The sequence below is a fragment of the Nonomuraea insulae genome, from assembly GCF_042656245.1.
In genome coordinates this window covers 42,943-66,014 of record NZ_JBHSPA010000057.1, presented here as the reverse complement: position 1 = coordinate 66,014, position 23,072 = coordinate 42,943, and the positions used below count along the sequence as shown (strand labels likewise).

Here is a 23,072-nt window from a genome sequence, read left to right as displayed (position 1 = left end):
GTGCTCGGTCACGTGAGGGCCTCCTTGCCCTCAGGGCGAACGCCCCTGGCCCACTCCCCGGCTTCCATCAACCGCTTGCCCTGCGGCTGGACCTCACCCAGCTCCACCGCGTCAGTGGCCGTCCCGACCAGCACCGTCGTCTTCGTGGCGGCGATCTCACCAGGCGCCAGCCGCTCCCCCGCCACGACCCGCACCGGCCCCACCTTCACCCGCTGCCCCCGGAACTCACTCCACGCCCCGGGGTGGGGCGTGCAGGCCCGGATGAGACGGTCGACGTGCATGGCGGGCTTGGTCCAGTCGACGCGGGCGTCGGCGACGGAGATCTTGGGGGCGATCGTGATCCCGTCGGAGGGCTGCGGCCGGGCCTCCAGGCCGCCGTCCTCGACGCCGTCGAGGGTGGCGGCCAGCAGCCCGGCGCCGGAGACCGACAGGCGCTCCAGCAACGATCCACTCGTGTCGGAGGTGCGGATCTCGTCGGTCACCACGCCGTAGACCGGCCCGGCGTCCAGCTCCTTGACGATCTGGAACGTCGTCGCCCCGGTGATCTCGTCGCCGTGCAGGATCGCGTGTTGCACGGGGGCGGCGCCGCGCCAGGCGGGCAGGATCGAGAAGTGCAGGTTGATCCAGCCGTGCCGGGGCACGTCGAGCGCCGACTGGGGCAGCAGGGCGCCGAACGCCACCACCGGGCAGCAGTCGGGCTCCAGGGCGCGCAGCCGGTCGAGGAAGGCCGGGTCGCCGGCCTTCTGCGGGCGCAGCACCTCGATGCCCGCCTCCTCGGCGAGCTCGGCCACCGGCGAGGGATGGACCTTGCGGCCCCGCCCGGACTGGGCGTCGGGGCGGGTGACGACCGCCACGACGTCGTGCCGGGGCGAGTCGATCAGGGTGCGCAGCGACGGCAGTGCCGTCTCGGGCGTGCCCGCGAAGACCAGGCGCATGCTCTCAGAGTGCCTTTCCGCCGGTGACGTGGGGCGAGACCTTGATCACGGGAGCGGACAGGCCGCTCCACTCCGCCTCGCGCACGGCCTTCATGGCCAGCTTGCGCTGCTTGGGGTCCATGCGGTCGATGAACAGGATGCCGTCGAGGTGGTCGGTCTCGTGCTGGAAGCACCGGGCCATCAGGTCGGTGCCCTCCAGCGTGACGGGCTCGCCGTACATGTCGAACCCCCTGGCCACGGCGCGGATGGCGCGCGGGGTCGGGAACGACAGGCCGGGGAAGGACAGGCAGCCCTCCTCGCCCTCCTCGTCGCACTCCGGCGAGAGGTCGAGGTCGGGGTTGATCAGGTGACCGAGCTGCTCGTCCACGTAGTAGGTGAACACCCGCAGACCGACGCCGATCTGCGGAGCCGCGAGGCCGGCGCCCGGGGCGTCCATCATCGTGTCGGTGAGGTCTTTGACCAGCTTACGGAGCTCCTTGTCGAAGTCGGCGACCGGGGCCGCCGGGGTGCGCAGCACCGGGTCTCCGAACAGCCGGATCGACTGGATCGCCAAGGGGGTCACTCCGTTTCTCAAGCGCGGACCAGTCAAGTTTAGTGCAGGAACGGAGCCCGTCAGCGGCCTTGCGATCAGGCGGGGCCCGGCCGCGCGTGCTCCAGCGAGCGGGCCTTCATCGCGGCCTTGCGTGCCGCCTTGACCACGGCCTGGTCGTCGTGGGCGGTGGCGAGCATGTCGAGCACCGCGATCGTGTCAGGATGGCCGACCGCGGGCATCTCGCCGACCAGCTTGATCAGGTCTTCGCCCGGCTCCGGCGTGTCGAGGCGGCCCACGGCGGGCCTCGACAGGTGCATCAGGGCCGCCAGGGAGTCGACCGCGATCCAGGTGTGGTCCTCCGAGCTGAGCGTCGGGGCCTCGAGGTCGCGGATGTGCAGCCAGGAGGCCGCGTAGCGGCGCATCAGCGGGTCGTCGAGCGCCTGCCTGACGGGTTTCTCGGCCTCGGGGCCCAGCTCCTCCAGGATGGCGCCGACCGCGCCGCGCTGGCCTGCCGTGCCCGACGCGGCGATCTCGATCAGGTCGTGGGCGGCCGACTCGGGCGGGCGGCGCTCCAGCCACCCGGCCACCGCGCTCTGCGTGGCGCTGCCCTTGACCAGCGCCTCCACCAGCTCGGCCGCCGACAGGTCGGCGAACACCTCCACCTCCGCGGTGGTCGGCGCGTCGTGCCCCTCACGCAGCAGGTCGCGGCGGACGGCCCAGACGCCGAGCGGGCTGAGCGCGGTGCGGCCGGCGGCGGTCTGCTCGACCAGGCCGCAGTACGTCAGCAGCGACAGCGCCTCCAGGAGCTCCGCGGGCAGGGCGGCGGCGATCTTGCGCATCTCGACGGGGCCGGGGGCGCAGGCGACCTCGTGGGACTGGAGGATGCCGCGCGCCAGGTTGGCGGTGGCGACCCCCGACCGCACGGAGTAGATCGTGGCCAGCATCTCGGCCAGATGGCCGTCCACCACGGCGGAGCCGGTCAGCCCTTCGTCGGCGCGGTCGAGGACGTCCATCACCACGCCGTCCCAGAACTCCAGCGTGGCCTCCACGGTGAGCTGCATCGACAGCGGCCCTCTTGAGGCCTTTCCGCCGATGATCTGCACCAGCCCGGTGTTGACGGCGACGATCCAGACGAGACGGACCCGGGCGGCAGGCAGGCCGAGCTCCGCGGCCGCCGCGGCGGCGTCGGCCTCGCTCAGGTGTCCGCGCGCGCTCACCTGGCGGTCGCCCGTCCAGGTGGTGAGCCTGATGGCGTCGGCCACGAGCGGGACGACGGGCACCGCCCTGGCCAGCTCGGCGTCGGACGCCAGCAGGACCGGCGGGAACGTCAGGGCCTCCTGCTCCACGGGAGTCTCCTCAGAAGGCCGTGGAGGCACGGCGGCCTGCTCATCGATCAGCTTGCGCAGTTCGGCGAGGTCGAAGACATTGTTTGCCACCCACGAAACTTACTGCACACCGGTCACAGGAGCGTACTCAACGGATGGCTCTGGACCGGGCTTTGAACGCCGCCTTGCGCGCCGCCTTGGCGAGCGTGCCGTCGGGGATCGAGCGTCCGAGCAGCTCGAGAACCTCGACGACGTCGGGGTGATCGACCCGCCACATTTCCTCGATGAGGTGGGCGGGCGGGCCGGAGGCGGCCATGTTCTCGGCGAAGATCTCGGGGTCCTCGTCGGCGGCGGGCATGGCCAGGGCCAGCATGTCGACGCTGACCCAGAGCATCTCCTCCTGGGTGAGCGGCGGCGCGGGCAGGCCCCTGGCGGCCAGCCAGTGGATGACGTGCGGCCGCAGCTCCTGGTCGTCGAGGTAGTCGCGTATTTCGCCCTCGGCCTCGCGGCCGAGCCGGTCGACGATGGTGATGGCGATGCCGCGGGCCACGGCGGGCGCGCCGGAGGCGGCGGACAGCAGCTCCGCGGCGGCCTCGCCGGGCACCCGGCCGTCCAGCCAGCGGGTGATGTCGTCCTCGGCGAGCTCGGTGGGCATGCCTTCGAGCAGGCCCTCGATGAGCCCGCGCGCGTCGCCCTCGGCCAGGTCGGGCGCCTCGGGAGCCTCGACGCCGAGTGACAGGTAGTGCTCGCGCAGCGCCCAGACAGCCGGCGGCGTGAGCTCCGCGTCGTCGCCCGTGAGGCGGAGCAGGCCGGACCACTCCAGCCGGCCGAGCACGGCGGGCAGGTCGATCTCTCCGTCGCCGGCGATCTCGTCGAGGTAGTCGCCGATGACGGTGACGGGCACCCGCACCTGGAGCCGGTAGAGCATGTCGAACAGGTCGTAGAGCCCCTCGTCGAGCTCGGCCGAGCCGGTGATCGCGCCGCCGGTGTCCTGGTCGAGCACGCGGGCGACGCGCGCCGCCCAGGCGCTCAGCGGGTCGTCGCCGCCGGGCAGGGGCTCCACGGCCAGCATCGGCACGGTCGCCAGCGCGGCGATCAGGTCCTCGGGCGCGGCCAGGCGCACGGCGGGCAGCGGCGCGCAGCCGGGGCAGTCGCAGGGCGCCTCGCCCAGGTCGGGCAGCTCGCCTGAGGGGATGGCGATCGACTGCTCGAGCGATTCGGGTCCGATGGAGCTGAACAGGCTCTTGGCCATGCCGAAGTTCGCCGTGTCGGCGAGGGCCTCCGGCATGCGGGGCGCGATGTCGTCGAGCCGCTCGCGCATGCTCTGCACCTTGGCCCAGCTCACCCGACGGTCCTCACTGAGGTAGTCGACGAACGTGCGGGCGGCGGCGATGGTCTCCTGAGCACTCTCCGGCGGGGCGATGACCTTGCGCGGATAGATGGACAGGAGCAGCTCCTCGAAGGTCTCGGGCGTGAAATCCCCCAGCTCGTTGACGTTGAGGTAGTCGCTGGCGTAGTCGCAGAGCAGGCGGACCTCGTCCGCGTCCACTTCGACTTCCCGCGCGCGCCCCCAAGCGCGCAGGTCGTCGATGGCCTGGTTCACCCATTCGATCGACACAGGGGCACGCTAACGGCTGGCCAACGGATGAGCGAATCGGGGAAACGGTCTAAATCAGGTCGAGAGGGTCGACACTCACCCTCACGACATCTGGTGTCTTACGCGCCGCGCGTACCCCGCTGGCCCCCTTGAGCGCGGCGGCCAGCGCGGCGCCGCCGGCCCGGTGGACCCGGATCATGGCGCGTTCCTGGCCGGACTCGTCCACCGGCACGGGGCCGAGGATCTGGGCGTCCGGCGGGAGGCGTACCTCGTCGAGCATCTGCCTGACCGCGCTCGCCACGCCGGTGAGCGTCGCCATCCGCACCGCCGGCGGGAACCCCAGCTCGGCGCGGTCGCCGAGCTCGCGCTCGGCGTGGGTGATCGGATCCCACCTGAGCAGAGCCTGTACGGCGGGCAGCGCGGCGTCACCGAGCACCACCAGTTCGGCGGCGGGGCGCAGGAGGGCGGCGGCGTTCATCCACCGGCGCACCGTCTCCTCGGCCGCCCGCAGGTCGGCCCGCCCGAGCAGCGCCCACCCGTCCAGCAGCACGGCGGCCGCGTAGCCCCCCTCCGCCACGGGCTCGGCTCCGGGGGTGGCCACGACCAGCGCGCGGGCGGCGGGCACGGTCGCCAGGACGCCGTCACGGCCGGAGGTGCGCACCAGTACGGAGGGGAAGGCCCTGCCGAGTTCCTCGGCGGTACGCCTGGCGCCGGTGACCACCGCGCGCAGCCGGGGACTGCCGCAGGACGGGCAGCGCCAGTCCGCGTCCACCCGGCCGCACCAGCGGCAGTAGGGGGCCGCGTGGCCGCCCCTGAGCGCGAGCGGGCCGTGGCACAAGGGGGCCTCCGCGAGCTGGGCGGCGTTCCGGGTGGGCGGCAGGACGCAGCGGGCGGGGGTGCGGCAGTGGTGGCAGGCCAGGGCGGGCAGATAGCCGCGCCTGGGCACCTGTACGAGCACGGGGCCGCTGTCCAGGCCGTGGCGCAGGGCCCGCCAGGCGATGCTGGGCAGACGGGCCTGGCGGGCGGCCTGGTCCCTGGCCAGTTCCGCGTCCTCGCCTGAGGGGTGTACGCGGGGAGCCAGGCTCCTGATCGTCGTGCGGGCGGCCACGATCGGCCTGGCCCAGCGGGTGGCGACGAGCTGGGTGGCCTCCGCCGTGCGCGCGTAGCCGCCGATCAGCATCGCGGCCCCGGTCCTGTGGGCGCGCAGCCCGAGCACCTCCCTGGCATGCGGGTACGGCGCCAGCCGCTCGGCGTGCAGGTCGTCCCCGTCGTCCCAGATGGCCACCAGGCCGAGATCGGCGACGGGGGCGAACATGGTGGCCCGGGTGCCGACGACGGCCCTCACCTGACCTCTCAGCAGCTTCAGCCACCGCCTGTACCGTTCCGCCGGGCCCAGGTCGGCGGTGAGCGCCACGTGCCTGCCGGGGCCGAGCAGCCGCCCGAACTCGGCGTCGGCCAGCGCCACGTCCTTGCCGTCGGGGACCACGACGACCGCTCCCCTGCCGCCGTCCAGCGTGGCGCGCACGGCCTCGGCCACGGGGCCCGCCCATCCCTTCGCGCCGGGCAGCGCCGACCACACGGCCCTCGGTGCGCGGCCGTCGCGCAGGGCGTCGAGGAAGGAGGGGCCGGTCGGGTACGCATCCCAGGCGCTCGCCGGTTCTTCTTCACGGGAAGGCTCTTGGGAAGGCTTTTGGGGAGTCTCCTTGGGGGGTTCTTTGGGGGGCTCTTTGGGGGGCTCTGCCTCGGCCTTGGCGTGGCGGGGCGGGATGGCCAGGCGCAGCACGTCGGTCAGGGTGCCGGCGTACCGGTCGGCGACCGCCCTGGCCAGGCCGGAGATCTCGGGGGTGAGCACGCGCTCGGGGGACACCACGCGTTCGAGGGGGGTGAGCCTGCCCTCGTGCTCGCTCTCGGCCGCCCGCTCCAGCAGGAACCCGTCGACGAGCTTGCCCGCGAAGCGGACCCGCACGCGGACTCCCGGCTCGGCCGTCTCATGCAGGGGCGCGGGCACCAGGTAGTCGAAGAGGCGGTCGAGGTGCGGCAGCGGGCTGTCCACCGCGACCCGGGCCACGGGGTTCTCGGGGGCGGGGACGGGGGCGCCCTTGGTGTCCTTCGAGGTGTCCTTCGTCGGCGCCGGGGGCCGCACGGCTTCGAGCGGCAGGAGGGCGTCGTCGGAGGGCTGGGTCACGCATAACGTCTACCAGACCCCCGCCCTCGGCATCGCGCGCGACCTGACGGCCGGGGGCGCGCCGAACGGCGGCACCGGCGCTCACCGCGCCCACCGGGGCGGCAAGCGTCAGAGACCGCCTGGCGTCCACCGGAGTGGCCGTGCCAGAGACCGCCTGGTGTCCACCAGAGTGGCCGTGCCAGAGACCATCTGGCGTCCATCGGGGCGACAGCGTCGGAGACCGCCTCCTGGCGGCCTCGGGAACAGACATCGGCGGCTGCGCGTGCTCGCCTCGCATGCGGCCGTCCTGACCGGCCGGCGCCGCCTCATCCAGAGCGGCGGCACCGGTCGGCACGCGGGGCTCACAGACCGGCGGCGGTCCTCAGGGACTCGGCGCGGTCGGTGGACTCCCAGGAGAAGCCCTCGCGGCCGAAGTGCCCGTAGGCGGCGGTCTCGGAGTAGATCGGGCGCAGCAGGTCGAGGTCGCGGATGATCGCGGCCGGACGCAGGTCGAACACCTGCAGCACGGCCTGCTGAATCTTCTCCACCGGCAGCTTCTCGGTGCCGAAGCATTCGACGAACAGGCCCACCGGCTGGGCCTTGCCGATCGCGTAGGCCACCTGGACCTCGCAACGGTCGGCGAGCCCGGCCGCGACGACGTTCTTGGCGACCCAGCGCATGGCGTAGGCGGCCGAGCGGTCGACCTTGGACGGGTCCTTGCCGGAGAAGGCGCCGCCACCGTGGCGGGCCATGCCGCCGTAGGTGTCGATGATGATCTTGCGCCCGGTGAGGCCGGCGTCGCCCATCGGGCCGCCGATCTCGAAGCGGCCGGTCGGGTTGACCAGCAGGCGGTAGCCCTCGATGTCGATGTCGAGGCCCGCGAGCACGGGGTCGACCACGTGCTCCTTGATGTCGGGCGTCAGCATCTCCTTGAGGTCGATCTCGGCCGCGTGCTGCGTGGAGACGACCACGGTGTCGAGGCGGACGGGCGTGTCGCCGTCGTACTCGATCGTGACCTGGGTCTTGCCGTCGGGACGCAGGTAGGGGACCGTGCCGGTCTTGCGCACCTCGGACAGGCGCTGGGCCAGCCGGTGGGCCAGCGTGATCGGCAGCGGCATCAGCTCGGGGGTCTCACGGCAGGCGTAGCCGAACATGATGCCCTGGTCGCCGGCGCCCTGGCGGTCGAGCTCGTCGTCGTCGCCGCTCACCCGGTGCTCATAGGCGTCGTCCACGCCCTGGGCGATGTCGGGCGACTGGGCGCCGATGGACACCGACACGCCGCACGAGGCACCGTCGAAGCCCTTGTGGGAGGCGTCGTAGCCGATCTCAAGGATCTTCTCGCGGATGACGCCGGGAATGTCGACGTAGGTCTCGGTCGTGACCTCGCCTGCGACGTGGACCTGGCCGGTAGTGATGAGCGTCTCGACGGCGACCCGGCTCTTGGGGTCGTCCTTGAGCATGGTGTCGAGAATCGCGTCACTGATCTGGTCGGCGATCTTGTCCGGGTGGCCCTCGGTGACCGACTCGGAGGTGAACAGGCGACGTGACAACTCAGTGGCTCCTCATGCAGCGGCTGCTGACGGATGTAAGGCCCGGGACGGATGGGCGTGCCTGGGCCTCGACGAAGTCTAGCCCTACCCGGCGGCAGGTCGCGAAACTGTCCACCATCTGGCTCCCATCACAGCTCGGGCAGGGGGTCGGGGGGCAACGTCTCCGGCGCGAAGATCTCCGCGTCGGCGGCCGACACCACCGCGGCGTACTCCTCATCGAACTCGAACACCATCGAACCCAGCTCCAGTACGTGGCCCGGCAGGATCGGCCCGAGTCTGGTGTCCCGCGGGAACTCCGCGAACACCGACACCGGCCTGTCCGTCCTGAGCGTCCTGGTGGCCAGGATGGATATGGCCGCATCGGTGACCACGATCAGGAAGTTCCCTGTCGCCGCCACCCCCGCGGAGAAAGCGGGGAAGACGTAATGAATCTCCCCTTGGTCGCCGAGCAATGTTCTACAACGATCCCTGACAGCAGAACCCACCGGCATTCCATCCCCCTTTGCACCAAGTATCCGCAGGCGCACGGGGGTGTTGCAACAGGTGATCGAGTAATCGGTTCTGCACGCTTTGTACGCTAGATGGGCTTCATGTCCCTTATGCAGCCATTTCAGATGACTTAAGGGACAGAAGGTGCTGCCGGGGTTTCTTGGAAGATGCGCAATGCCGCCATGAGGGCCCCAGAGGGAACGGTTCGCCCGGCAAGGGACGGCAAGGTCCGGCCCGAAGGCTCTAGGAGAGGCGGGTGGCCACCAGATCCCACACGGCGTCGGCCACGTCCTCCTTGGGCCCGAACGGCACCTCGACCGGATCGCCCCCCGCCACCAGCACGGTGGCCGCGTTGTCGGGCGTCCCGAAGGCCAGCCCCTCGCCCACCTGGTTGACGACCAGCAGATCGCAGCCCTTGCGCGCCAGCTTGGCTTGCCCGTTGGCGAGCACGTCATGCGTCTCGGCCGCGAACCCGACGATCACCTGAGGCCGCGTCCCGGCCGGACTCCCGTCCGCGCGCACCGTGTCCCCGTCCGCGCGCATCGCAGCCCCGGGCGTGGCCCCTGCCGCATGAGCCACGTGAGCCGCACTCCCGGGCGTGTTCCCCTCCGCGGGTGTCACGTGAGCCGTACCCCCGCGCGTGTCCCCTGCCGCGGGCGTCACGTGAGCCGCGCTCCCGGGCATGTCCCCTGCCGCAGGCGCCACGTGAGCCGTACCCCCGCGCGTGTCCCCTGTCGCGGGCGTCACACCCCCGGACGAACGTCCGCCCGCGAGTGCCGCGCGCGCCTGGCGGCGGCGCTCGCCCAGTTCGGCGAGGATGTCGGGGTTCTTGACCAGCAGGATGGCGTCAGGTTCGCCGTCCGTCTTCTTGATCTTGGCGTCGTGCCGCGTCGCGGGCCTGAAGTCGGCCACAGCGGCGGCCATGACGACCACGTCGGCGCCGGCCGAGGCGGCCAGCACGGCCTCGCGCAGTTCGGCCGTGGACTCCACCCGCACCACCGTGGACCCGGCGGGATCGGGAAGCGTGACGTTCGCCGCCACCAGGGTCACCTCGGCGCCCCGTGCGGCGGCCGTGCGGGCCAGGGCGTAGCCCTGCAGCCCCGAGGAGCGGTTGCCGATGTAGCGGACGGGGTCGATGGCCTCGCGGGTGCCGCCGGCGGAGACGACGACTTTACGCCCGGCCAGGTCGCGGGGCCGGCCGCGCAGCACGCGCAGGCAGACCTGGAAGATCTCGGCGGGATCGGGCAGCCGCCCGGGGCCTGTGTCGGCGCCGGTGAGACGGCCCACCGCCGGGTCGATCACGACGGCGCCCCGCTCGCGCAGCGTCGCGACGTTGGCGCGGGTGGCCGCGTGCTGCCACATCTCGGTGTGCATCGCGGGCGCGAAGACGACCGGGCACGTGGCCGTCAGCAGCGTGTTGGTGAGCAGGTCGCCCGCCAGCCCGTGCGCCGCCCTGGCGAGCACGTCGGCGGTCGCGGGCGCCACCACGACGAGGTCGGCCCGCTTGCCGATCCGTACGTGGGGCACCTCGTGAACGTCGTCCCACACCTCGGCCGACACGGGATTGCCCGACAGGGCGGCCCAGGTGGGCGCGCCCACGAACTTCAGTGCCTCGCGGGTCGGGACGACCCGCACCTCGTGGCCGGACTCGGTGAACAGGCGCAGCAACTCGCACACCTTGTACGCGGCGATGCCGCCACTGACACCCAGGACGACCTTCATCGAAGGGGTCAGACCGCGCCTTCGATGGGCTCGGCGTTGAGCAGGCCCTCGGCGACCTCGCGCAGCGCGATGGACAGCGGCTTCTCCTGAGCGTGCGTCTCGACCAGCGGCCCGACGTATTCGAGCAGGCCCTCGCCGAGCTGGGAGTAGTAGGCGTTGATCTGGCGGGCGCGCTTCGCACCCATGATCACCAGTGAGTATTTGCTGTCGACAATGTCGAGCAGCGCGTCGATCGGCGGGTTGGTGATGCCCTCCGCGGCCGGGGTGGTGCCTGCCACGATCGTCAGACCTCTCGGTTGGTGGTTGTCGTGACCCCCTGAGGGTCAGTCATCAAGGCTATCAGCCGGTGGCACACGCCTTGGACGCTCGTGTTCACCAAAGTCAGGTCGAATTCCGATTCCGCGGCCATCTCGACGTGCCCGGCCTCCAGACGGCGTGCGATGACGTCCTCCGGCTCGGTGCCGCGCCCGCGCAGCCGCTTCTCCAGCTCCTCCCAGGTGGGCGGGGCCAGGAACACCAGCAGCGCCTCCGGCATGCTCCGGCGCACCTGCCTGGCTCCCTCGAGGTCGATCTCGAGCAGAGTCGGTACGCCCTCGGCGAGTTTCTTCAGCACCGGCTCGCGTGGCGTGCCGTAGCGGTTGCCCGCGAACTCCGCCCATTCGAGCAGCTCACCCGCCTCCACGAGACGGTCGAACTCCTCGCCGTCGACGAAGAAGTAGTGCACCCCGTTGACCTCGCCGGGCCGGGGTCTCCTGGTAGTCACCGAGACCGACAGCCACACCTCTGGGTGTGCCCGCCGGAGCTCGGCGACGACCGTGGACTTACCGACGCCCGACGGCCCGGAAAGGACCGTCAGCCGTCTTTCACTCAGGGGCGGGAAGCCGACCTCGGCTCCCGATCCGACCGCCTCATAGGCACTGACATCGCCGGACCAGGACCTGTCGGTCACTTCCTACCCCCCATTGAACCTGCGCTTTCGTGTGGAACAGAGATTAGCTCTCGTTGCCACCGAACTCGCGCTCGAGGGAGGCCCTCTGGTTCGCACCGAGACCCCGCACACGGCGGGACTCGGCAATGGCAAGCCGCTCCATGAGCTGCTTGGCGCGGACCTTGCCCACGCCAGGGAGCGATTCCAACAAAGCCGACACCTTCATCTTGCCGATGACGTCGTCGGTCTGCCCACCTTTAAGCACCTCAGCCAGAGAAACCGCGCCATGCTTGAGCCGGTTCTTGACCTCGGCACGCTCTTTACGGGCCTTGGCAGCCTTCTCCAGGGCTGCGGCGCGCTGCTCAGGGGTCAGGGGAGGAAGAGCCACGCCGGGTCACCTCGAATTTCTGTCGATGTACTCGGACGGGAAGGGAAACTAGCTGGTCATCGCCCCCTAAGCAACGTCAAGAGCGGTTTCTCTCGCCACAAAATCCACTTCATCACTCTCCGTATTCGTAAAATCACATTGTGCTGATCAAATCGCCCTCACATCCGTCTTCGCGCGTCGGCTCGCGCCGGTGTCGCGAAACGCAACGATGATCACAATCCCGTCATCGCCCTATGTCCGAAACCCCGCCCGCACCAGGGCCGAAACCCGACGGCGCGATGGTGTCACGGCGTCCGCACAGATGCCTTATGATCTTGTTAGCGGGGGCTGCCAGGCACATTTGTCAGCTCCGCCGTCCGAGGCGCTTTTGTCCTCGGTCGAGCGTTTGGCACACCCGCCCTCTCAAAGCGAGAGTGACGGGGTTGATCGCGCACCATCACAGCGGCATTTCCACGCGGCGGTACGGCGCCGGCGCACGAACACAGGCGAATCAATCGGCGCGTCACAATGACCACCACAAAGAACGACGCAGGCACGACCAATCGGGGTCGGCACGACGCCCACACAACCGAACGGCGTAGTCACGGCAGCCAGCGCCGGTATGCACCAAGCGGCCGGGAAGCAGCGCGATCCCGCACGGCGCAGAACGCGGGGCAGCGCAACGGCGCAGATCCCACGGACGGAGGACCGGCGCACACACCAACAGCGCCGCCCCCTGGTGCGCTGAGCCGCGTGCACGGCACGTCGGCGGCACGTCGGTGGCGCGTGCGAGGCACGTCGGCGGCGCGTGGGTGCACGTCGGAGGTCCGTCGATGGCGCGTCGGCGGATCGGCTGTGTGCGTGCACACCCGGCCATCCCAAGCGCCGCAACGGCGAGAGGCGGTACGGCGGAGCCCGGCGCCCGCGAACGGCGCCCAGCCAGACGTCAGGCGGCGCGCTGCAACGGCCGACCGTCAGGTAGCGGGGCGACCAAGCGTCAGGTAGCTCGATGGAGCAGCCGGCGTCAGGTAGGGCGGGCCGATCCGCCATCACGTGGCGCGGTGGGGGTGGCCGGGCATCAGGTAGCGGGGCGGGCCGACATCGCGGGGCGCGGCGGAGCGGCTGGGCATCAGGTAGCGGGCGGGGCGGGCCGACGTCGCGGGGCGCGGCGGGTCAGCCCGGTAGCAGGTGGGCGGTGGTCAGGTGGCGCGGCGGAGGGAGGCGGCGATGGCGGCGGCGGCCGCGCCCGGGTCCGGGGAGCCCGTGATGGGGCGGCCGATGACCAGCAGGTCCGCCCCGTCGGCCAGCGCCTGCTCCGGCGTCGCCACCCGCATCTGGTCCTGCGTGGCGGCCCCTGTGGGCCGTACTCCGGGGGTGATGAGGGTGATGCCCTCCCCCACCTCCGCCCGTACCGCTGAGACCTCGTTGGGCGAGCACACGAGGGCGGTGGCGCCCGCCTCGACCGACAGCGCTGCCAACCGGCGGACGGCGTCGTCGGCGGGCCCCTTGACCCCGATGCGGTCCAGGTCGGTCTCCGTCAGGGAGGTCAGGATGGTCACGGCGGCGATCTGGGTGTGCGGCGCGGCCTCCACGGCGGCCCTGATCATGGCAGGGCCCCCAGCGGCGTGCACCGTGAGGATCGCGGGCCGCAGGCGCGCCACCGCCCGCGCGGCCCCGGCGACGGTGTTGGGGATGTCGTGCAGCTTGAGGTCGAGGAACACGCGTACGCCGCTGGCCCCGCGTACGGAGGCGATCACGTCGGGGCCGTAGCGCAGGTAGAGCTCCAGTCCCACCTTGACCGTGCTGACATGGGGCGTGACCAGGGCGGCCCACCGGGCGGCGGTCTCCAGGTCGGGGGCGTCGAGAGCGACGGCGATGGGTGCGGGAGTCAAGACGTGCGCTCCTGAGGTGCGAGGGTCAAAACGTGCTTTCCTGGGCTCCGGGAGCCGAAGCCTGGAGCCCAGGAATCCATGCCCGAGGTCCGAGAGCCGATGCCTGGGGCCCAGAAGTCAGAGCCCGCGGTCCAGGAATGAGTGCCTGAGGTCCAGAGATCAATGCCTGGGGCCCAGGAGCCACGACCTGTGGTCCAGGGGCCAGGGCCTGCGGTGCAGGGGCCAGGGCCTGCGATCCAGGGGCCAGGGCATGGGGTCCAGGAGCCAGGGCATGGGGTCCAGGAGCCAGGGCATGGGGTCCAGGAGCCAGGGCATGGGGTCCAGGAGTCAGGGCATGGGGTCCAGGCGCCAGGGCATGGGGTCCAGGAGCCACGGGTTCGGGTGCGGCGGCCGAGGAGTGAGGGGCGAGAGTCACGGCGCGACCTCCTCGGTGTCGACCAGCAGGTGCCGGGGCGCGCTCCCCGGCGGGCGGTGCGCCAGCCCGACCGCGTCGGCCAGCCGCTGGAACCCGCGGGCGCTCAGAAGGTCCTCAAGCTCACGCTCGATGCGCAGGCACGCGTACGGGTCGTGGAAGAGCGCCGTGCCCACTCCGACCGCGCAGGCGCCCGCCAGGACCAGCTGGAAGGCGTCCTTGCCGCTCATCACCCCGCCGATGCCGATCAGCGGCACCCCGGGGAGGGCGGCGTGGACCTGCCAGACGCACCGTACGGCCAGCGGCAGGATGGCGGGCCCCGACAGACCGCCGGTGACGGCGGCGAGCGAGGGACGCAGCGCCTCGGTGTCGATGGCCATGCCCAGCGGATTGTTGATCATGGACAGCGCGTCGGCCCCGGCGTCCACGCAGGCCCGGGCGACGGAGACGATGTCGGCCACGTCGGGCGCGAGCTTGGCGACGACCGGCACGTCGTAGCGCATGATGGAGCGTACGGAGGCGATGACCTCGGCCGCGGCGCTGCCCTCGCGGGCGAAGACGCGCCCGCGGTCCTCCATGTTCGGGCAGGAGAGGTTGACCTCCAGCGCGGTCACCCCGGGCGCGTCGGCGAGCCTGCGGGCCAGCTCCGAATACTCGGCGACGGTGCCCCCGCCGATCGAGACGATGGTCTTGATGCCCCGCTGGGCCAGCCAGGGCAGTTCGCGTTCCAGGAACGCGTCGATGCCGGGCCCCTGGAGGCCGACGGCGTTGAGCATGCCGGAGGGCGTCTCGGCCATGCGCGGCGTGGGCCGGCCCGCGCGCGCCGCCATGGTGATCGAGCGGGTGGTCAGGGCGCCGAGCCGGTGCAGGTCGAAGAACTGGGCCAGCTCGCGGCCCGAGGCGGCGCAGCCGGCGGCGGTGGTGATGGGGTTGGTCAGCTCCACGTGGGCCAGGAATGTACGCATATCAACTGACATGTCGCGCACCGCCTCCGGGGGCGCCGAGCGCGTCGAACGGGATCGTTCCCACGTCCTCGAACCGCACCCGCTCCCCCCGGAACACCGGGCCCTCAGCGCACGCCCTGACCATCCTGGTCGCCCCGTCATCCCCGATGACGGGCAGCACGCACGTCATGCACACCCCGATCCCGCAGGCCATCGACTCCTCGACGGCCACCTGCACCGGGATGTCGAACTCCATCGCCACCGCCGTCACCGCCCGCAGCGTCTCCATGGGCGCGCAGGCGTAGACGGCGTCGGCCCGCGTGTCGGCGATCACCGAGGGCAGCGCGTCGGTGACCTTGCCGCGCAGCCCGAGCGAGCCGTCCTCGGTGGTCAGCGTGGTCGTCTCGGAGATCCTGCGGGCCCGCATCGCCCCGAACACCCGCTCCGCCCCGGCCCCGCCGAGCACGAAGTCGACCCGGCAGCCGCGCGCCAGCAGCGCGTCGGCCAGCGGGAACAGCACGGCGGAGCCGTATTCGGCGCCGACCAGCACGCAGTTCACCGGGTCGCGCGGCAGCGGGAACGGGCGCCCGAGCGGCCCGACCAGGTCGAGCGTGTCACGGGCGCGCCGCTCGGCCAGCCATGCCGTGCCGGGACCGCGCATGGTGAAGACCAGCTCCACCGTGCCGCCGTAGTCGGCCTTCACGTCGTGGATGGACAGCGCGCGGCGCGTCACCATCGACGTGTGCGCCCCGCCGACCGCCACGGAGACGAAGTGACCGGGACGGTAACGCTCGGCGATGCCGGGCGCCACCACCGTCAGCGCATGGTAGGCGTCGACCCGGCGCGTCGTCAGCACCGTGCCCGTCACCTGCACCGGTGTACCGGCCAGTCGTCTTCACCTCCCGTGCGGGGTCAACCCCGGAGTGCCTGTGCGTGCTCCTGCAGGGACCGTACGCCGATGTCACCGCGTACGGTCGCCTGGATGCCCGCCGCCGCCGCGGCGAGCCCGGCGACCGTGGTGATGCACGGGATGCCGCGCAGCACGGCGGCCGTGCGGATCTCGTAGCCGTCGAGCCGCGGCCCCGACTGCCCGGGGCTGCCGAAAGGCGTGTTGACGATCAGATCGACCTCGCCGTCGAGAATGCACTGCACGCTCGTAGGCTCACCTCCGGGCCCGATCCCCTCGCTGTGCTTTCGCACGATCTTGGCATGGACGCCGTTGCGGCGCAGCACCTCCGCGGTCCCCTCGGTGGCCAGGATCTCGAATCCGAGATCCGCCAGCGCCTTCACAGGAAAGATCATCGCACGCTTGTCCCTGTTGGCCACGGATACGAACGCGCGTCCCTTCGTCGGCAGTTCGCCATAGGCGCCCGCCTGGGACTTGGCGTACGCCACGCCGAAGTGCGCGTCGATGCCCATGACCTCGCCCGTGGAGCGCATCTCCGGCCCCAGGACGATGTCCACGCCGCGGAACCGGTTGAACGGCAGCACCGCCTCCTTGACCGCGATGGACGCGTCGAGGGGCAGCGTGCCGCCGTCGCCGGAGGCGGGCAGCATGCCCTCCTCGCGCAGCGAGGCGATCGACGCGCCGAGCATCACCCTGGCCGCCGCCTTGGCCAGCGGCACCGCCGTGGCCTTGGACACGAACGGCACGGTACGGCTGGCGCGCGGGTTGGCCTCCAGGACGTACAGGACGCCGGCGGACATGGCGTACTGGACGTTCAGCAGGCCGCGCACGCCCACCCCGGCGGCGATGGCCTCGGTGGCGGCGCGGATGGCCTTGATGTCGGCGCTGCCGAGCGTGATGGGCGGCAGGGCGCAGGCCGAGTCGCCGGAGTGGATCCCGGCCTCCTCGATGTGCTCCATGACGCCGCCCAGGTAAAGTTCGTGGCCGTCGTAGAGGGCGTCCACGTCGATCTCGACGGCCTCGTCGAGGAACTTGTCCACCAGCACCGGGTGGCCGCCCTCCTGGGCCGCCATGTACGTGGTGAGCGTCTCCTCGTCGTACACGATGGCCATGCCGGCGCCGCCGAGCACGTACGAGGGGCGGACGAGCACGGGGTAGCCGATCTCCTCCGCGATCTCCTGGGCCTCGGCCACGGTCACGGCCGTGCCGTGCTTGGGCGCGGGCAGGCCGGCCTCGGCCAGCACCCGCCCGAACGCGCCGCGCTCCTCGGCCAGGTGGATGGACTCGGGCGAGGTGCCGACCACGGGCACGCCCGCGTCCTTGAGCGCCTGCGCGAGGCCGAGCGGCGTCTGCCCGCCGAGCTGCACGATCACGCCCGCCACCGGGCCTGTCTGCTGCTCGGCGTGGACGACCTCCAGGACGTCCTCCAGGGTGAGCGGCTCGAAGTAGAGCCGGTCGGAGGTGTCGTAGTCGGTCGAGACGGTCTCGGGGTTGCAGTTGACCATGACGGTCTCGAACCCGGCCCTGGCCAGCTCGAATGAGGCGTGCACGCAGGCGTAGTCGAACTCGATGCCCTGCCCGATGCGGTTGGGCCCGGAGCCGAGGATGATGACCTTGGGCCGGTCGCCGTCCGGGACCTCGTTCTCCTCGTCGTAGGTGGAGTAGAGGTAGGGCGTCTTGGCGGCGAACTCGGCCGCGCACGTGTCGACGGTGTTGTAGACCGGCCGCAGCCCGAGCGCGTGCCGCAGGTCGCGCACCCTGGCCTCGTCGATGCCGCGGATCTCGCCGATCTGCACGTCGCTGAACCCGAGGTGCTTGGCGTGTTCGAGCACCTCGGCGGTCAGCTCGGGCGCGCCGGAGACCGCCTCGGCCTCCTCGTGGAGCAGGAGGAGCTGGTCGATGAACCAGGGGTCCACGCTCGTCGCGTCGAACAGCTCCCCGGGCGTGGCGCCCGCCCTGATGGCCTGCTGCATCGTGCGCAGCCGGCCGTCGTGCGGCGTGCGGCAGGCCTCCAGGAGCTCCTCCTTGGGCTGTACGTCGCCCGCCCAGGAGAAGGAGGAGTCCTTCTTCTCCATCGAGCGCAGCGCCTTCTGCAACGCCTCGGGGAAGGAGCGGCCGATGGCCATGGCCTCGCCCACGGACTTCATGTGCGTGGTCAGCGTCGGGTCGGCGCCCCTGAACTTCTCGAAGGCGAACCGCGGCACCTTGACCACGATGTAGTCGAGCGTCGGCTCGAAGGAGGCCGGCGTCTCCTTGGTGATGTCGTTGGGGATCTCGTCGAGCGTGTAGCCGATGGCCAGCTTGGCGGCGATCTTCGCGATCGGGAAGCCGGTGGCCTTGGACGCCAGCGCCGACGACCTGGACACGCGCGGGTTCATCTCGATGACGATCATGCGTCCGGTGGCCGGGTCGACCGCGAACTGGATGTTGCAGCCGCCGGTGTCGACACCGACCTCGCGGATGACGGCGATGGCGACGTCGCGCATGTTCTGGTATTCGCGGTCGGTCAGGGTCAGCGCGGGCGCGACGGTGACGCTGTCGCCGGTGTGGACGCCCATCGGGTCGATGTTCTCGATGGAGCAGACGATGACGACGTTGTCGGCCATGTCGCGCATGACCTCCAGCTCGTACTCCTTCCAGCCGAGGATCGACTCCTCCAGGAGCACCTCGGTGGTCGGCGAGGCGTCGAGCCCCGCGCCGGCGATGCGCCGCAGGTCCTCCTCGTGGTAGGCGAACCCGGAGCCCGCCCCGCCCATGGTGAACGAGGGGCGCACCACCACGGGGTAGCCCAGCTCACCGGCGGCGGCCAGGCAGTCCTCCATGGTGTGGCAGATGGCCGACTTGGCCGACTCGGCGTTGAAGCCCTGCTCGCGGGCGACCTTGGCGACGATCTCCTTGAACCGCTCGCGGTTCTCCCCCGCCTGGATCGCGTCGAAGTCGGCGCCGATCAGCTCGACCTCGTACTTCTCCAGCACGCCCGACTCGTGCAGCGCGACCGCGGTGTTGAGCGCGGTCTGGCCGCCCAGCGTGGGCAGCAGCGCGTCGGGGCGCTCCTTGGCGATGATCTTCTCGACGAACTCGGGGGTGATCGGCTCCACGTACGTGGCGTCGGCGAACTCGGGGTCCGTCATGATCGTCGCCGGGTTGCTGTTGACGAGGATCACGCGGAACCCCTCGGCCCGCAGCACGCGGCACGCCTGGGTGCCGGAGTAGTCGAACTCGCACGCCTGGCCGATCACGATCGGCCCAGAGCCGATCACCAGGACCGACCTGATGTCCTCACGCTTGGGCACGGCTCATGACCTCGCAAAACTCGTCGAAAAGGTAGGCGGCGTCGTGGGGACCGGCGGCGGCCTCGGGGTGGTACTGGACGCTGAAGGCCGGCCCGTCCAGCAGGCGCAGCCCCTCCACGCAGCGGTCGTTGAGGTTGACGTGGCTGACCTCGGCCTGCCCGTACGGGGTCTCGAACGGCCCGTCGAGCGGCGCCTCCACCGCGAACCCGTGGTTGTGCGCCGAGATCTCCACCTTCCCGGTGCGCACGTCCTGGACCGGCTGGTTGACGCCGCGGTGGCCGTAGCGCAACTTGTACGTGGACAGCCCGAGGGCCCGCCCGAAGAGCTGGTTGCCGAAGCAGATCCCGAAGAAGGGCACCCTGGCCTCCAGCACTCCCTGCAGCGCCGAGACGTCGGCCGTGGCCGGGTCGCCGGGCCCGTTGGAGAAGAACACCCCGTCGGGCCGGACCGCCATGATCTGCTCGTAGGTGGCCTGCGCCGGCAGCACGTGCACCTCGCAGCCCCGCTCGGCCATCCGGTGCGGCGTCATGCCCTTGATGCCCAGGTCCACGGCGGCCACCGTGAAGCGCTTGGCCCCGATCGCGGGCACGACGTAGGTCTCGCCCGTGGCGACCTCGCGCGCCAGGTCGGCGCCCTCCATGCGGGGCGAGTGGCGTACGCGCTCGACGAGCTCCTCGACCGGGACGCCCGGCTCGGTGAAGATCCCGGCGCGCATGGCGCCGCGCTCGCGCAGGTGGCGGGTGAGGGCGCGGGTGCCGGGGATGGCGATGCCGACGACGCCCTGCTCCTTGAGGTAGTCGTCGAGCGATCGGTTGGCCCGCCAGTTCGAGACGACCCTGGACGGCTCGCGTACGACGTAGCCGGCCACCCAGACGCGGCCCGACTCAGGGTCCTCGTCGTTGACGCCGGTGTTGCCGATGTGCGGCGCCGTCATGGCGACGATCTGCCGGTGGTAGGAGGGGTCTGTCAGGGTCTCCTGGTAGCCGGTCATGCCGGTGTTGAAGACCATCTCGCCGAACGTCTCACCTTCGGCGCCGTACGGGGATCCGTGGAAGACGCGGCCGTCTTCCAGAACGAGCACCGCTGTATTCAAACCAGCTTCCCTTCGAGAACGGTCGGCCTGCCGCGCAGGAACGTCGCCACTACCCTGCCGGGCAGCGTCATCCCCTCGTAAGGGGTGTTCCTGCTCTTGGACGCGAAGGCGGCAGGATCCACCTTCGTACGCGCGGACGGGTCGTAGAGCGTGATGTTGGCCGGAGCGCCCACCTCCAGCGTCTGGCCCTGCCCGGCCAGGCGGCCGATGCGGGCGGGCACGACGGACATGCGCTGGGCCACTCCGGCCCAGTCGAGCAGGCCCGTCTCGACCATGGCCTCCTGGACCACGCTGAGCGCGGTCTCCAGGCCGACCATGCCCATGGCCGCGGCCGACCACTCGGTCTCCTTGTCCTCGACCGGGTGGGGGGCGTGGTCGGTGGCCACGATGTCGATCGTCCCGTCGGCCAGCGCGGCGCGCAGCGCCTCGACGTCGGCGCGGGTGCGCAGCGGCGGGTTGACCTTGTAGATCGGGTTGTAGGCGCCCACCGGCGACTCCTCGACCAGGTCGTCGGTGAGCAGCAGGTGGTGCGGGGTGACCTCGGCGGTGACGTTCCAGCCCTTGGACTTGGCCCAGCGCAGGATCTCGACCGAGCCCGCCGTGGAGACGTGGCAGACGTGCAGCCGGGAGCCGACGTGGGCGGCCAGCAGGCAGTCGCGGGCGATGATCGCCTCCTCCGCGACGGCCGGCCAGCCGGTCAGGCCGAGCCTGCCGGAGATGACGCCCTCGTTCATCTGGGCGCCGGAGGTGAGCCTGGGCTCCTGGGCGTGCTGGGCGACGACGCCGTCGAACGCCTTGACGTACTCCAGGGCGCGGCGCATCAGCACCGCGTCGTCCACGCACTTGCCGTCGTCGGAGAAGACGCGCACGCGGGCGGCGGAGTCGGCCATCGCGCCCAGTTCGGCGAGTTGCCGGCCCTCCAGCCCGACGGTGACGGCGCCGACCGGATGCACGTCGCAGTGCGCGAACTCGCGGCCGAGCCGCCACACCTGCTCGACCACGCCCGCGGTGTCGGCGACGGGCGAGGTGTTGGCCATGGCGTGCACGGCGGTGTAGCCGCCGCGGGCGGCCGACTGGGTGCCGGTCTGCACGGTCTCGGCGTCCTCGCGGCCGGGCTCGCGCAGGTGCGTGTGCAGGTCCACGAGGCCGGGCAGCGCGATCGCGCCCTCCCCGTCGATGCCCTCGCGACCGTCCAGCCGCGGCCCGATCTCGGCGATCACCCCATCGGCGATCCGGATGTCGGCGGGCTCCCCGCCGAGGATCCTGACGTTGCGGATGTTCATGCGGTCTCTCCCCCGAGCAGCAGGTACAGGACGGCCATGCGGATGGTCACGCCGTTGGCGACCTGTTCGACGATCGTGGACCGCGCCGAGTCGGCCACCTCGGCCGCGATCTCCATGCCCCGGTTCATCGGCCCCGGATGCATGACGATCGAGTCGTCGGGCATCTTGGCGAACCGCTCCCTGTCCAGGCCGTAGCGGCGGGAGTACTCCCGCTCGCTGGGGAAGTACGCGGCGTTCATCCGCTCCTTCTGCACCCGCAGCATCATGCACACGTCGGACTTGGGCAGCACCGCGTCGAGGTCGTAGGACACCTCGCACGGCCAGGTCGCCACCGAGACGGGCAGCAGCGTGGGCGGCGCGACCAGCGTGACCTCCGCGCCCAGCGTGCGCAGCAGCAGCACGTTGGAGCGGGCGACCCGGCTGTGCAGCACGTCGCCGACGATGGTGACCTTGCGCCCCTCCAGGTTGCCCAGGCGGCGGCGCATGGAGAAGGCGTCGAGCAGCGCCTGCGTGGGGTGCTCGTGGGTGCCGTCGCCGGCGTTGACGACGCTGCCGCGCACCCAGTTGGCCAGGCGGTGCGGCGCGCCGGAGGCGCTGTGGCGGATGACGACGGCGTCGGCGCCCATGGCCTCCAGGGTGAGCGCGGTGTCCTTGAGCGACTCGCCCTTGGACACGCTCGACCCCTTGGCGGAGAAGTTGATCACGTCGGCGGACAGCCGCTTGGCCGCCGCCTCGAACGAGATCCGCGTCCGCGTCGAGTCCTCGAAGAACAGGTTGACCACCGTGCGCCCGCGCAGCGTCGGCAGCTTCTTGATGGAACGTTCCGAGACCCTCGCCAGCTCCTCGGCGGTGTCGAGGATGAGCAGCGCGTCATCCTTGACCAGGTCTCCGGCGGAGATCAGGTGCCGGTTCACTTGGCGCCCCCCTTCATGAGCAGCACGGCGTCGCGGCCGTCGATCTCCTGCAGGTAGACCTTGACCTTCTCGCTCTTGGCGGTCGGCAGGTTCTTGCCGACGTAGTCGGCGCGGATGGGCAGCTCGCGGTGGCCGCGGTCGACCAGCGTGGCGAGCTGCACGGCGGTGGGCCGCCCGAGGTCGTTGAGCGCGTCGAGCGCGGCGCGCACGGTGCGGCCGGAGTAGAGGACGTCGTCCACGAGGACGACGACCTTGCCGTCGATGCCGTCGGGCGGGAGTTCGGTACGGCCGAGAGGCCGGACCGGGCCGCGCCGGAGGTCGTCGCGGTACATCGTGATGTCGATCGAGCCGACGGGGATCTTGACGCCTTCGAACTGCTCGATCCGGTCGCCGAGCCGGACGGCCAGCGTGGCGCCTCGGGTCGGGATGCCGAGGAGGACGACATCACCGGCGCCCTTGGTGCGTTCGAGGATCTCGTGCGCGATCCGGGTCAGCGCCCGATGGATGTCCGGGGCTTCGAGCACAGCCCGCGAATCAGGGCCTCTGGAATCGGACATGGCGAATCTCACCACCTTTCCCGCCTCACGGGACGGGTCTTAAAAGGGTGTTGGTCGGGACACACAGTACCAGGGGCTACCAGCTACAACTCGGGTGCCCTCGCCTGGCACTCTACGCGGAGCGACGGAATGGTCGCGGATTCGGCCGACATCCCGGATCAGGTAATT

General features: G+C 71.3%; 19 protein-coding genes. All 19 read right to left on the bottom strand.

Annotated elements, in window-relative coordinates; all coding sequences use genetic code 11:
• Positions 1-8 precede the first annotated feature (8 nt).
• On the bottom strand, positions 9-935 hold the full coding sequence (fmt, locus tag ACFPZ3_RS43550; RefSeq protein WP_379520252.1) for a methionyl-tRNA formyltransferase: 927 nt from the start codon (positions 933-935) through the stop codon (positions 9-11).
• A gap of 4 nt (positions 936-939) precedes the next feature.
• Positions 940-1,488 (bottom strand): peptide deformylase, encoded by a 549-nt coding sequence (def, locus tag ACFPZ3_RS43545; protein ID WP_379520251.1) that lies wholly within the window; start codon positions 1,486-1,488, stop codon positions 940-942.
• A gap of 74 nt (positions 1,489-1,562) precedes the next feature.
• Positions 1,563-2,903 (bottom strand): hypothetical protein, encoded by a 1,341-nt coding sequence (locus ACFPZ3_RS43540; RefSeq protein ID WP_379520250.1) that lies wholly within the window; start codon positions 2,901-2,903, stop codon positions 1,563-1,565.
• Positions 2,904-2,940: 37 nt separating this feature from the next.
• A complete protein-coding gene (locus ACFPZ3_RS43535) occupies positions 2,941-4,410 on the bottom strand; it encodes a hypothetical protein (protein WP_379520249.1) in 1,470 nt (489 codons plus the stop codon).
• 49 nt (positions 4,411-4,459) lie between these two features.
• Positions 4,460-6,574: a primosomal protein N' gene (locus ACFPZ3_RS43530; RefSeq protein ID WP_379520248.1), complete on the bottom strand. Its 2,115-nt coding sequence runs from the start codon at positions 6,572-6,574 to the stop codon at positions 4,460-4,462.
• A 341-nt stretch (positions 6,575-6,915) separates the two neighbouring features.
• Positions 6,916-8,103, bottom strand: a complete 1,188-nt coding sequence (metK, locus tag ACFPZ3_RS43525; protein ID WP_379520247.1) for a methionine adenosyltransferase — start codon at positions 8,101-8,103, stop codon at positions 6,916-6,918.
• Positions 8,104-8,231: 128 nt separating this feature from the next.
• The gene (locus ACFPZ3_RS43520) at positions 8,232-8,555 is read right to left on the bottom strand and encodes a hypothetical protein (RefSeq protein ID WP_379520246.1); all 324 of its coding nucleotides are present in this window, start codon (positions 8,553-8,555) and stop codon (positions 8,232-8,234) included.
• Between the two features lie 280 nt (positions 8,556-8,835).
• A complete protein-coding gene (gene coaBC / locus ACFPZ3_RS43515; protein ID WP_379520245.1) occupies positions 8,836-10,314 on the bottom strand; it encodes a bifunctional phosphopantothenoylcysteine decarboxylase/phosphopantothenate--cysteine ligase CoaBC in 1,479 nt (492 codons plus the stop codon).
• Between the two features lie 8 nt (positions 10,315-10,322).
• Positions 10,323-10,592: a DNA-directed RNA polymerase subunit omega gene (rpoZ, locus tag ACFPZ3_RS43510; RefSeq protein ID WP_345563770.1), complete on the bottom strand. Its 270-nt coding sequence runs from the start codon at positions 10,590-10,592 to the stop codon at positions 10,323-10,325.
• A 5-nt stretch (positions 10,593-10,597) separates the two neighbouring features.
• Positions 10,598-11,185 carry a guanylate kinase gene (gmk, locus tag ACFPZ3_RS43505; RefSeq protein WP_379520392.1) on the bottom strand — a complete coding sequence of 196 codons (588 nt, stop codon included), beginning with the start codon at positions 11,183-11,185 and terminating at the stop codon, positions 10,598-10,600.
• A gap of 121 nt (positions 11,186-11,306) precedes the next feature.
• Positions 11,307-11,630 (bottom strand): integration host factor, actinobacterial type, encoded by a 324-nt coding sequence (gene mihF, locus ACFPZ3_RS43500; protein WP_379520244.1) that lies wholly within the window; start codon positions 11,628-11,630, stop codon positions 11,307-11,309.
• 1,178 nt (positions 11,631-12,808) lie between these two features.
• On the bottom strand, positions 12,809-13,501 hold the full coding sequence (gene pyrF, locus ACFPZ3_RS43495) for an orotidine-5'-phosphate decarboxylase (protein WP_379520243.1): 693 nt from the start codon (positions 13,499-13,501) through the stop codon (positions 12,809-12,811).
• Between the two features lie 411 nt (positions 13,502-13,912).
• On the bottom strand, positions 13,913-14,890 hold the full coding sequence (locus ACFPZ3_RS43490; protein WP_379520242.1) for a dihydroorotate dehydrogenase: 978 nt from the start codon (positions 14,888-14,890) through the stop codon (positions 13,913-13,915).
• Complete coding sequence (locus ACFPZ3_RS43485) at positions 14,880-15,731, bottom strand: dihydroorotate dehydrogenase electron transfer subunit (protein ID WP_379520241.1); 852 nt, start codon at positions 15,729-15,731, stop codon at positions 14,880-14,882. The genes ACFPZ3_RS43490 and ACFPZ3_RS43485 overlap by 11 nt, the downstream gene beginning before the upstream one ends.
• 38 nt (positions 15,732-15,769) lie before the next feature.
• Positions 15,770-19,057, bottom strand: a complete 3,288-nt coding sequence (gene carB, locus ACFPZ3_RS43480; RefSeq protein ID WP_379520240.1) for a carbamoyl-phosphate synthase large subunit — start codon at positions 19,055-19,057, stop codon at positions 15,770-15,772.
• Complete coding sequence (gene carA, locus ACFPZ3_RS43475) at positions 19,044-20,150, bottom strand: glutamine-hydrolyzing carbamoyl-phosphate synthase small subunit (RefSeq protein ID WP_379520239.1); 1,107 nt, start codon at positions 20,148-20,150, stop codon at positions 19,044-19,046. Before carA ends, carB begins: the two co-directional genes overlap by 14 nt.
• A complete protein-coding gene (locus ACFPZ3_RS43470) occupies positions 20,147-21,433 on the bottom strand; it encodes a dihydroorotase (protein ID WP_379520238.1) in 1,287 nt (428 codons plus the stop codon). Before ACFPZ3_RS43470 ends, carA begins: the two co-directional genes overlap by 4 nt.
• Positions 21,430-22,347, bottom strand: coding sequence for an aspartate carbamoyltransferase catalytic subunit (locus ACFPZ3_RS43465; RefSeq protein ID WP_379520237.1), 918 nt, complete (start codon positions 22,345-22,347; stop codon positions 21,430-21,432). The genes ACFPZ3_RS43470 and ACFPZ3_RS43465 overlap by 4 nt, the downstream gene beginning before the upstream one ends.
• The gene (gene pyrR, locus ACFPZ3_RS43460) at positions 22,344-22,904 is read right to left on the bottom strand and encodes a bifunctional pyr operon transcriptional regulator/uracil phosphoribosyltransferase PyrR (protein ID WP_379520236.1); all 561 of its coding nucleotides are present in this window, start codon (positions 22,902-22,904) and stop codon (positions 22,344-22,346) included. The genes ACFPZ3_RS43465 and pyrR overlap by 4 nt, the downstream gene beginning before the upstream one ends.
• Positions 22,905-23,072 lie beyond the last annotated feature (168 nt).

Coding starts and splice junctions, on each gene's coding strand:
- pyrR (WP_379520236.1), bottom strand. CDS start 22,904: ATGTCCGATTCCAGAGGCCCTGATTCGCGGGCTGTGCTCGAAGCCCCG.
- coaBC (WP_379520245.1), bottom strand. CDS start 10,314: ATGAAGGTCGTCCTGGGTGTCAGTGGCGGCATCGCCGCGTACAAGGTG.
- ACFPZ3_RS43470 (WP_379520238.1), bottom strand. CDS start 21,433: ATGAACATCCGCAACGTCAGGATCCTCGGCGGGGAGCCCGCCGACATC.
- fmt (WP_379520252.1), bottom strand. CDS start 935: ATGCGCCTGGTCTTCGCGGGCACGCCCGAGACGGCACTGCCGTCGCTG.
- ACFPZ3_RS43490 (WP_379520242.1), bottom strand. CDS start 14,890: ATGTCAGTTGATATGCGTACATTCCTGGCCCACGTGGAGCTGACCAAC.